General features: G+C 75.6%; 11 protein-coding genes. 6 read left to right on the top strand and 5 right to left on the bottom strand.

Features of this window, described 5'->3' with window-relative positions; all coding sequences use genetic code 11:
- Positions 1–20: 20 nt before the first annotated feature.
- Entirely contained in the window at positions 21–1,670 is a 1,650-nt protein-coding gene (locus ABIH81_RS25705; RefSeq protein WP_349877440.1) for a DUF885 domain-containing protein, read from the top strand.
- Here ABIH81_RS25705 and ABIH81_RS25700 read toward each other — a convergent pair.
- The 3 genes from ABIH81_RS25700 to ABIH81_RS25690 form a co-directional block, all read right to left on the bottom strand.
- On the bottom strand, positions 1,616–2,824 hold the full coding sequence (locus ABIH81_RS25700; RefSeq protein ID WP_349877439.1) for a hypothetical protein: 1,209 nt from the start codon (positions 2,822–2,824) through the stop codon (positions 1,616–1,618). The genes ABIH81_RS25705 and ABIH81_RS25700 overlap by 55 nt on opposite strands.
- A 41-nt stretch (positions 2,825–2,865) precedes the next feature.
- Positions 2,866–3,378, bottom strand: a complete 513-nt coding sequence (locus ABIH81_RS25695) for an NUDIX domain-containing protein (protein WP_349877438.1) — start codon at positions 3,376–3,378, stop codon at positions 2,866–2,868.
- A gap of 122 nt (positions 3,379–3,500) precedes the next feature.
- Positions 3,501–4,097, bottom strand: a complete 597-nt coding sequence (locus tag ABIH81_RS25690) for a DUF4291 domain-containing protein (protein ID WP_349877437.1) — start codon at positions 4,095–4,097, stop codon at positions 3,501–3,503.
- A 79-nt stretch (positions 4,098–4,176) separates the two neighbouring features.
- Here ABIH81_RS25690 and ABIH81_RS25685 point away from each other — a divergent pair, with 79 nt between their 5' ends.
- A complete protein-coding gene (locus ABIH81_RS25685) occupies positions 4,177–4,671 on the top strand; it encodes a type II toxin-antitoxin system PemK/MazF family toxin (RefSeq protein WP_349877436.1) in 495 nt (164 codons plus the stop codon).
- Positions 4,672–4,803: 132 nt separating this feature from the next.
- Here ABIH81_RS25685 and ABIH81_RS25680 read toward each other — a convergent pair whose 3' ends face one another.
- Entirely contained in the window at positions 4,804–5,439 is a 636-nt protein-coding gene (locus ABIH81_RS25680) for a GGDEF domain-containing protein (RefSeq protein WP_030269102.1), read from the bottom strand.
- A 225-nt stretch (positions 5,440–5,664) separates the two neighbouring features.
- Between ABIH81_RS25680 and ABIH81_RS25675 the strand changes: the two genes are divergently transcribed.
- From ABIH81_RS25675 to ABIH81_RS25665, 3 genes are all read left to right on the top strand, one after another.
- Complete coding sequence (locus tag ABIH81_RS25675; RefSeq protein ID WP_120570193.1) at positions 5,665–5,922, top strand: DUF397 domain-containing protein; 258 nt, start codon at positions 5,665–5,667, stop codon at positions 5,920–5,922.
- Between the two features lie 105 nt (positions 5,923–6,027).
- Complete coding sequence (locus tag ABIH81_RS25670; protein ID WP_349877435.1) at positions 6,028–6,915, top strand: helix-turn-helix transcriptional regulator; 888 nt, start codon at positions 6,028–6,030, stop codon at positions 6,913–6,915.
- A gap of 93 nt (positions 6,916–7,008) precedes the next feature.
- Positions 7,009–8,451 carry a serine/threonine-protein kinase gene (locus tag ABIH81_RS25665; RefSeq protein WP_349877434.1) on the top strand — a complete coding sequence of 481 codons (1,443 nt, stop codon included), beginning with the start codon at positions 7,009–7,011 and terminating at the stop codon, positions 8,449–8,451.
- A gap of 3 nt (positions 8,452–8,454) precedes the next feature.
- On the opposite strand, the gene ABIH81_RS25660 is transcribed toward ABIH81_RS25665, so the two are convergent.
- Positions 8,455–9,147: a carbon-nitrogen hydrolase family protein gene (locus ABIH81_RS25660; RefSeq protein ID WP_349877433.1), complete on the bottom strand. Its 693-nt coding sequence runs from the start codon at positions 9,145–9,147 to the stop codon at positions 8,455–8,457.
- Positions 9,148–9,213: 66 nt separating this feature from the next.
- Between ABIH81_RS25660 and ABIH81_RS25655 the strand changes: the two genes are divergently transcribed.
- Positions 9,214–9,987, top strand: a complete 774-nt coding sequence (locus tag ABIH81_RS25655; RefSeq protein ID WP_349877432.1) for a DedA family protein — start codon at positions 9,214–9,216, stop codon at positions 9,985–9,987.
- Positions 9,988–10,048: the final 61 nt, after the last annotated feature.

Below are 10,048 nucleotides of genomic sequence, written 5' to 3'. Positions count from 1 at the left end.
ACCGGGCTAGCATCGGTGCGGTGAGCGAGGACTTCACCGACGCGTTGCTGCGGGAGACGGGACGCCTCGATCCGTGTGCGGCGTTGGTCGAGGCCGGTGAGCAGGACGTCGACGGGCTCACCGACTACAGCCCGGACGGTCATCAGGCCCGCGCCGATCTCGCCGCCCGCGCCCTGCGCCGGCTCGGGACGCTGCCCGCGACGCCGCTGCACGCTCACCTCGCCGAACGGCTGCGCGCCCGGATCGCCTTCCACGACGCCGGGGAGGACCTGCGGGAACTGCACGCCGCGGCCACCGGCCCGCTGCAGCTCATCCGCCAGTGCGTCGAATCAGCGGTGCCGGGCCGCGACGCCGGGAGCGCGGCCCACGAGGAGGGCTGGGCCCGCGTCGGCGCGCGCCAGGCCGCGATCCCGGCCGCGCTCGACGGGTACGCCCGCAGCCTCCTGCTCGCCGCCGGGCGCGGCCACCTGCCGGCCCGGCGCCAGGTGGAGCTGGTGACGCGGCGTTGCCGCGCCTGGATCGACGACGACATCGCCCTGGTCCAGCGGTACGGCGACGGCCCGCAGCGCCGGTCGTTGCGGGCGGCGGCGCGGGACGCCCACGCGGCGTACCGGAGATTCGCCGAGACGCTCACCGCGGACCTCGCGCCGCGTGCGCACGACGACGAGGCGTTCGGCCCGGCGCGGTACGCGCTCTGGGTGCGTGCCTTCCTCGGCGCGGAGCCGGACCTGCGCGAGCTGTACGAGTGGGGCTGGGACGAGTTCACCACGATCGAGGCGGACCTGGTCGCGGAGGCGAAGGCCCTGGGCGGCACCGTGCCCGAGGTGCGGGACCGGCTCGACCGTCCCGGCGCACCAGGCGTCCTGCACGGCCGGGACGCGTTCGGAGCCTGGCTCCAGGAGCTGCTGGAGGCCACCACCGAGCGGCTGCACGGCACCCACTTCGACATCCCCGCGCCGCTGCGGCGCATCGAGTCACGGGTCACCGCGTCGGGCGGCACCGCCTACATCGGGCCGTCGCGGGATCTGACGCGGCCGGGCCGGGTCTCGTGGTTGCTGCCCGAGGGCCGGGAGAGCTTCCCCACCTGGTGGGCGTACAGCACCGCGTACCACGAGGGTGTCCCCGGCCACCACCTGCAACTCGGCTCGGAGGCGTGCCGGGGCGGCCCCGGGCAGCGGCTGAACCTGCTCGGCGGGCTCTCCGGCGCCCAGGAGGGCTGGGCCCTGTACGCCGAGCGGTTCATGGACGAGCTGGGGCTCTACGAGCAGCCGGGCGCCCGGCTGGGACACCTGTTCATGCAACTGCTGCGGGCGGCCCGGGTGGTGCTCGACATCGGCCTGCACCTGCGGCTGCCGATGCCGGCCGGCGGCGGCGCGCCGTGGACGCCGGACGCCGCGCTGGACCTGCTGCGCGACCGCTGCCACCAGGGCCCGTACGCGCCTCTGGAACTGGCCCGCTACCTGGGCCGGCCCGGGCAGGCGCTCACCTACAAGGTGGGGGAGCGGGTGTGGCGCGACGGCCGCGCGGCGTTCCCCGGCGACCGGCGCACGTTCCACAACCGGGCCCTGGAACTCGGCTCGCTGGGACTGGACCAGCTCACCAGTGCGCTCGCCGCCTATCCGGCCTCGTCGGCGGGCAGCTCGTCCGGGTCGGCCACCCAGGCGGAGTAGACCGGCAGCGCGTGCCACGGGCCGCCGGCCGGGTCGGTGGTCACCGCGACCACCGCGTACGGGTGGCCGAAGCGCAGCTCGGCGACGCGGGCGACCCCCTCCGGCGGCAGGCCGGCCACCATGCCGAACGCGGTCACCGCGGCGGCCTCGAAGCCGTAGCGGCCGAACCGGGCCACCGCCGACTGCGCGGCGTCGAACCCCGGCCCGGTCAGGCCCAGCAGCTCGCCGAGCGCCCGGGCCGCCGCGTCGAAGCCGAACCCGGGCGCGGTCAGGTCGTGCCGGCTCCGCGCCGACCAGCAGGGCAGCACCGCCGTAGCGCGCTCCTCCCGGCCGTCCGGCGCGAACGTGTTCACCGGCTTCTCCCGCATCGTCCACAGCGGCGTCTCGCCCAGCGGCAGGTCGAACAGCGACCGGCGGCCCGGCATCGAGTCCGGAACGAGCGCGGCGGCGCTCGCCAGCTCCTGCGCGGCGGCCAGCACCTCGGCCGCCGGCACCTCGGGCGCGGCGGCCACCGACACCACGAGCATGCCGGCGCCGTCGTCGCCGGCCGGCACCGCGTGCACCGCCACGTCCCCGGCCCGGTCGGTCGATGCCACCCAGCAGCGGTGCCCGAACGGCGGCGTGCGCAGCACCCACCGCAGGCGGCTCGACCAGGCGCTGCCCGCGCCCAGCTCCGCGCCCGGGGCGGTGTCGAACGGGTCGGCCCACGACACCCTTGTCGCGAGCGCGTTGGCCAGGACCAGCAGCGTGTCCGGGGTGACGTCGACCGGGAAGCGGTCGATCAGCCCGCCGGTACGCTCCCGGGCCCAGGCGTCGAGCGCCGCCTGGTCGGGCAGCGCACCGCGCTCGGTGTCCTCCGGCAGGGCGGCCCGCCAGGCGGCCAGCTCCGCCGCGGGCGTGCGCTCCCACAGCGCGGTGGCCGCGGCGACCATCGGGTGCGGCGCGGCGAGCAGCGCCCGGGCCTCGGCGGCGGCGTCGTCCGGGTCGGCGCCGAGCGCCTCGGTCAGCGCCGCCCGGGCGTCGCCGGTGGCGGCCGGGCCGGTCAGCGCCAGCAGCAGCCAGGCGCCCAGCGGGGAGGCGACGTGGTGGGTGTCACCGGCGGCGCGGTGCAGCCGCTCGGCGTAACGGGCCAGGGGTGCGCGCAGAGGAGTCACGGCTCCACTCTGCCCGGTGGCGCGCCCGGCGGCATGCCACGCTAGGACCACAGCTCGAACGGCTCGTCGATCTCCGTCCCGGCCAGGAACGTCGGCAGCAGTTCCGGCAGCCGTCCGGGATAGCAGCGCGGCCGGTCGGCGAGCACCTCGGCCAGCGGCCACCAGCGGAACCCGAAGTAGTCCTCCACCTCGTAGTCCAGCCGCAGCGCCTCGTCCACGTCCGGCCCGGGGCCGGGCAGCCGTACCGCCACCACTACCTCGTCCTGGAGGTGGCGGCGCTGCCGGTGCCGGAAGCTGGCCCGCCGCCGCCACGTCGGCGCGCCCACCTCGTCCGGGCCGATGGCGATGCCGGTCTCCTCGCGCAGTTCGCGGACCGCCGCCTCCCGGTACGTCTCGCCCGGGTCCAGCCCGCCGCCGGGCAGCTCCCACCACACGCCGAGGTCCGGGTGATCCGGGTCGCGGGTGTGGAACAGCAGCAGGCGGTCGGCGGCGTCGAGCACCACCAGCCGCACCGCCCTGCGCTCGAACAGCGGCAGATCGTCGGGTAACTCCACGCCCCCAGCGTAAGGAAGGGCCCCTTCTTAACGCCTCCGGTAGGAGAAGGGCCCCCTATTAACAGCGCGCCCCAGGGCGCCCCGCCTCGCGGCACCCGCCCAGCCCGTGCGCTGCCGGTCGCTCAGCCGGCGTCGACGACGCGGGCCACCTCGGCCGGCAGCGGGTACGGCCGTTCCACCGGCAGCAGCGCCGACGCCCCGGCCTCGTCGCCGTCGGTGAGGCGACCGTGCACCGACCGGGCCAGCCCGGTGACGTCGGTGAGCCCGACCACCCACTCGTCGACGTATCGGCGTACCGCCTCGCCGGTCAGCCCGACCTGCAGCGAGCGGTACGGCAGGGCGGCCAGCCGCAGCGAGCGTTCCGGATCCCACTGCACCCGCACCGGGCTGACCCGCAGGCTGCGCCGCCATGCCTCCCGGTCCGGGTGCAGGCGGGGGTCGTAGCTGCTGAGGCAGGCGTGCCGCAGGGCCCACTCGAAGCCGGCCCGGCTGATGTCGACCGCCAGCACCCGTTCCTGGCCCGGCTTGAGTGCCCAGCCGCAGCGGTACATCATCCAGCGGAACGAGGGCTTGATCCAGGTCATCCGCTCCCGCTTGAACGGTGGCACGAACCGGCCCGCGCGCATCGCGGCGTCGGCGATCTCCGGCGGGTATGCCTGGTAGACGGTGACGGCGGTGTCGGTGAACGCGGCGCGGATCTGATGGCGGGGCACTGTCACCGGGGCATGATGGCACCGCGCACACAGCCCGGCGACCCGATTCCGGTGCCGGCTCACCTCTGCCGATAGGCTGCCCGCCGTGGCAGGTCTGTTGAGGAACGTGGCGTCCCGGCTCAGCCGGATCACCGGCGGCGCCGCTGCGCCCACCCGCACCGGCGGGCCGATCCCGGCCCAGGTCGCGCGCCGCCGCCAGGTCAGCGCGTTGCAGCGCCGCGAGCTGTCGTACGCGCCGGAGCCGGACGGGCAGGCCGACCCGGGCGAGATCGTCTGGACCTGGGTGCCGTACGAGGACGACCCGCGCCAGGGCAAGGACCGCCCGGTGCTGGTGGTGGGCCGGCACAGCCGCACGCTGTTCGGGCTGATGCTGTCCAGTCAGAGCGACCGGGACGGCCAGCGGCACTGGCTGGCGCTCGGCCCGGGGGAGTGGGACCGGGACAACCGGCCGAGCTGGGTACGCCTGGACCGGGTGCTCACCATGCGCGAGGACAGCATCCGCCGCGAGGGCGCGGTGCTGGACCGGCCGCGGTTCGACCGGGTCGGGCAGGCGTTGCGCGCCGGCTACGGCTGGCGCTGACCCGCCGGAGGGCGCCGCGTGCCGACCGGGTGCGGCCCGCTGTCGCCCCGGCGTGGGTGACGCGCCGCCGCCGGGCGTTCCGGGACCGGGTACGCCGGGATCCGGTACGCGCGCCGGGCGGGCGGAGCGCGGTCAGCACTCCGCGACGAGCTGGCGGGCCGGGCGGGCGGCGCCGAGCGTCTTCGCCTCGTACATGGCCGCGTCGGCGCGGCAGAGCGCGTCGGTGAGCTGGGTGGGGCAGTGCACCGGTGCGAGCCCGACCGAGGCGGTGACCTGGATGCTGCGCGCCCCGAGCGGGATCGGCGCGGCGAGCGCCTCGCAGAGCCGCCGGGTGGCGTGCTCGATCCACCGGCGGTCCGCCGTGGGGCTGGCCAGCAGGCCGGCGAACTCGTCGCCGCCGAGCCGGGCGACCAGGTTGGGGCCGGCGAACGCGGCCAGCCGCTGCGCCACGCTGACCAGCACCTGGTCCCCGGCGGCGTGCCCGTAGCGGTCGTTGACCTGCTTGAAGTTGTCCAGGTCGAGCACCACCGCGACGAGCGGCTGCCCGGCCGGGTCGGTGAGCAGGGCGGCGGCCAGGCGGAAGAACGCGCGGCGGTTGGGCAGCCCGGTGAGCGGGTCGTGGCTGGCGGCGTGCCGCTCGGCGGCCAGTTCGGCCTGGAGCAGCTCGATCTCGGCTTCGGCGCGCAGCGCGCGGCGGCGTAACTGCCAGGCGGAGACGAGCGCGCCCGCCGCGGAGATGCCGGAGGCGATGGTCATCGGATCCGCCAACGCGTCCCTCCTCACCGCAGTCCCGAAGCCGCGCTGAGCGGCGTCCCGGGGCCGGGCTCGGGTCACCGTGCGTGAACGAACCGGCACACCGTATTTCGGCTATCATGCTCTCTGTCCATTGCAGATGCAATAGCAGATGCACGTGCATCTCACTCCTCAGTCGACAGACGTCGCCACCCACCGCTCCTCCCCGCGGCCTCGGCTGGCTCATCCCGAAGGACGCCCATGCAGCAACCCCCGAACGGCGTGCCCGCGACCGAGTTGCCACCGATGCGCTGGCTGAAGAGCCGCCGCAGCAACCCCAGCGGCAACTGCGTGGAACTGGCCGAGTTGCCCGGCGGTGGCGGCATCGCGGTCCGCAACTCCCGGCACCCCGAGGGTCCGGCGCTGATCTACACAGTGGACGAGATCGCCGCGTTCGTGCTCGGCGCCCGGGACGGCGACTTCGACCACCTGATCCCGCCGTCCCGTACACGGGACTGACTCCGTCCGTCCGGAGGAGTTCGCCTCACTGTCGGTTCATGGCATGCTTACTCGTCGGTCCGGGACGGTGCCCGGCCGGGGCGGTCGGGATGCGAGGGCGGTCAGGTGGCGACGGTGCCCGTCGAGGGTGGTCCGACAAGCGGTCCGACAGTGCTGCGCATGCTGCTCGGCGGGCAGCTGCGCCGGCTGCGGGAGAGCGCCGGGGTCAGCCGCGAGACCGCCGGCTGGGAGATCCGCTCGTCGGAGTCGAAGATCAGCCGGATGGAGCTGGGCCGGGTCGGCTTCAAGGAGCGCGACGTGGCCGACCTGCTCACGCTCTACGGCGTCACCGCGCCGGAGGACCGCGACGCGCTGCTCAAGCTGGCCCGCGACGCGAACAGCCCGGGCTGGTGGCACCGCTACGGCGACGTGCTCCCCGCCTGGTTCCAGTCGTACCTGGGCCTGGAGGCGGCCGCCGCGCTGATCCGTACGTACGAGGTGCAGTTCGTACCCGGCCTGTTGCAGACGGCCGCGTACGCCCGGGAGGTCATCCTGCTCGGCCACCGCGGCGCGTCGGCGGCGGAGCTGGACCGGCGGGTGGAGCTGCGGATGCAGCGCACGGAGCTGCTGCGGCGCCCCAACCCGCCGCAGCTGTGGGCGGTGCTCGACGAGGCGGTGCTGCGCCGCCCGATCGGCGGCGCCGCGGTGATGCGGGAGCAGATGGACGCGCTGATCGAGGCGACCTCCGGCCCGCACGTGCGGTTGCAGATCGTCCCGTTCGCCGCCGGCGGGCACGCCGCGGCCAGCGGCGCGTTCAGCATCCTGCGCTTCGGCGACGCCGACCTGCCCGACATCGTCTACATCGAGCAGCTCACCAGCGCGATCTACCTGGACAAGCGCGACGACCTCGACTTCTACGCCGAGGCGATGGAACGGCTGTGCGTGGAGGCCGCGCCACCGGAGCGGACCCCCGAGTTGCTGGCCCAACTGCGCGACGAGCTGTACCCCGCCTGACCGGGGGAGGAGCGGGCGGAAGAACGCCGGAACGGGACGAAACGGGGGCGCGGGTTGGTGCGGTCGGTGCCGCGCATGGCAGCCTGGTGAATTATGTCGCCGTTCACGCCCGCCCTGCGCCTGCACGACCGATACGTCCTGCGCGAACGCATCGGCCTCGGCGGTATGTCCGAGGTGTGGCGCGCCGACGACGAGGTGCTGCACCGGCCCGTCGCGGTCAAGGCCCTCGCCGGGCAGCTCGCCGCCGACCCGCAACTGCGGGCGGTCATCCAGCGCGAGGCCCGCGCGGCGGCGCGGCTCACCCACCCGCACGTGACCCAGGTGTACGACTACGGCGAGGCGACGCTGGACAGCGGCGTCGTGGTCCCGTACCTCGTGATGGAGCTGGTGGAGGGTCAGACGCTCGCCGACCGGCTGGCCGGCGGGCCGCTGGCCTGGCCGGACGCGGTACGCACGGCCGGGCAGGTCGCCGGGGCCCTGGCCGCGGCGCACCGGATCGGCGTGGTGCACCGCGACATCAAGCCGGCCAACGTGATGCTCACCGAGACCGGCGCGAAGGTGCTCGACTTCGGCATCGCCGCGCCCGCCGGCCCGCACCCGGTCACCGGGCAGACCGGCGCGCTGCTGATGGGCACCCCCGCCTACTTCGCCCCGGAACGCCTCGACCCCGGCCCGGCGAACCCGGCCGGCGACGTGTACGCGCTCGGCGTGCTGATGTACCGCAGCCTCACCGGTCGGGCGCCGCTGCCGGTGCGCAGCTGGGACGACGTGCTGGACGTGCGGCGCAACCAGCCGGCGGTGCCGCCGCTGCGGGTGCCCGGCCTGCCGCCGGAGATCGCCGACCTGGTCCTGGCCTGCCTCGCCGTGGACCCGCAGCGGCGGCCCGCCGCGGCCCGGCTCGCCGAGCGGCTCGGCGCGGGCCGTCCGGTGGACCCGCCGACCGCGATCCTGCCCACGGTGGCGCCGGTGGCGCACCCGCCCACCCTCGTCGAGCGGTCCCCGGCCGCCGCGTCCCGCCCGGTCCCGCCGGCACGTCCCGTCGCGCCGCCGCGACCGGCGGTCTCGTCGAACCGGCTGCTCGGGCTGCTCGTCGCCGGCGCGGTGGTGCTGCTGCTCGCGGTGGTCGGCTCGCTGGTGTGGGGCGACGGCTCCGGCACCCCGCCGGCCGCCGCGCCCACCGCGGGCCCGTCGACCGGCGCCGCCGAACCGCCCGCCCCGAAGCCCAGCAGCGCCGCGCCGCCGTCGACGGCACCCGAGCCGGTGACGCTGCGTCAGCTCGGCGACCGGTTCGATGAGCTGCTCGACCGGGCCGAGGCGGTCGGGCTGATCGACCGCAAGACCGCCGACGACCTGCGGAAGAAGGCCGCCGAGCTGGACCGGGGCAGGCCGAAGGACCGGGACAAGCGAGTCGAGGATCTGCGCGAGAAGATCGAGGACGCCGCCGAGGACGACAAGATCGACCCGGTTACCGCCGCCGCGCTGCGGAAGCTGATCGACGGCTACGAGCGGCTGCGCGGCGGCGCCGGCGAGGGCTGAGCGTCACCGCAGCGTCCCGGTGACCACCTCGCCGACGGCCGTGCCTGCGCGGACCACCGGCGCACCGTCCGGTGACCAGATCCCCGAGCCGCCAGCGGCCCGCGCGTACCCGCCTCCGGTCGACCCGGCGAAACTCGCCGTCACCACCCACACGCCGTGCGCGGCGGCGACCCGGCGGGCACGTTCGTCCGGCACCGCCGCGTCCTCGGCCGACTCCAGCACCCCGGCCAGGTAGGCGTCCGCGCCCAGGGCCGCCGTCGCCGCCGCGTGCTCCGGCGTGCCGGTGTCCTTGCACACCGCCAGGCCCAGCCGCCAGCCGTCCACATCGAGCACCGCCGGCTCCCGGCCCGGTCGCATGTGCCGCGGCTCCGCGCCGCCCAGGCACATCTTCCGGTACGTGACCCGCACGCCGTCGGCGTCGACCGCGAGCACCCCGATGCGCGGCCCGGCCACCGGCGCCCCGGCCAGCGCCAGCGTCCCGGTCTCGGCGCAGGCCGCCCGCAGCGGCGCGAGCCTCGGGTCGGCCGGATCCAGTGGCGCGGCGGTCAGCTCGTACCCGGTCAGCGACATCTCCGGGAAGACCACCACCCGGGCCGCGGCGGCGCGTACCGCGTCGGCGTGCCGCGCGGCGTTGCCCTCGACGTCGTGGGCGCGGGTCAGCGGCTGGGCGGCGGCGATCCGCAACGGCGTACGCATGGCGTACACGATAATGGTTTCCATGACGCGTGGTCGTCTGCGGCTTCGCCCCGTAACGTTGGTCCGATGATCGGAAACGCACAGCTGCTCGCCGTCCCCCGGGTGAGCACCTCGCGGGCCGCGGAACCGGCCGGCGACGGAGTAGCCGGCTGGGTCACCGGCCTGATGGAACGGCTCGGTGGGCCGGGCGCCGGCCTCGCGGTGGCCCTGGAGAACCTGTTCCCGCCCATCCCCAGCGAGGTGATCCTGCCGCTGGCCGGCTTCACCGCGAGCCAGGGCAAGATGAGCCTGGCCGGCGCGATCTTCTGGACCACGCTCGGGTCGATCGTGGGCGCGCTGGCGCTCTACTACATCGGCGCGGCCCTCGGGCGGGACCGGATGCGTGCCCTGGCCGGGCGGCTGCCGCTGATCAAGCTGGAGGACGTGGACCGCACCGAGGCGTGGTTCCTGCGCCACGGCGTCAAGGCGGTGTTCTTCGGCCGGATGATTCCGATCTTCCGCAGTCTCATCTCCATCCCGGCCGGGGTGGAACGGATGCCGGTGCCGGTCTTCCTGCTCTACACCGCGCTGGGCAGCCTGATCTGGAACACCACGTTCGTGCTCGCCGGTTACCTGCTGGGCGAGCAGTGGCACGTGGTCGAGGCGTACGCGGGCACGTTCCAGAAGGTCGTCATCGTGGCCGTCGTGGCCGGCGTCTGCTGGTTCGTGGTCAGCCGGGTGCGCCGCTCCCGCCGCACCGCCGGCGACGTGCCGCCGCAGCCGGAGCCACAGCTCGAGCCGGAGCCGGCCCCGCAGGGCACGATCTACCGGGGCGGCTGGTACGGCCGGGCGGAGGACTGAGGGCAGGCTCAGCAGGGCGGGTGGAGCGGGCGGGTGCCGGCGCCGGCGGCCCGGGCGGCGT

The sequence above is a fragment of the Micromonospora sp. HUAS YX12 genome (assembly GCF_040215685.1).
GTDB classification, from domain to species: domain Bacteria; phylum Actinomycetota; class Actinomycetes; order Mycobacteriales; family Micromonosporaceae; genus Micromonospora; species Micromonospora tulbaghiae.
Note: the sequence above shows the minus strand (reverse complement) of the source record. Positions and strands in the feature narration are given on the sequence as shown.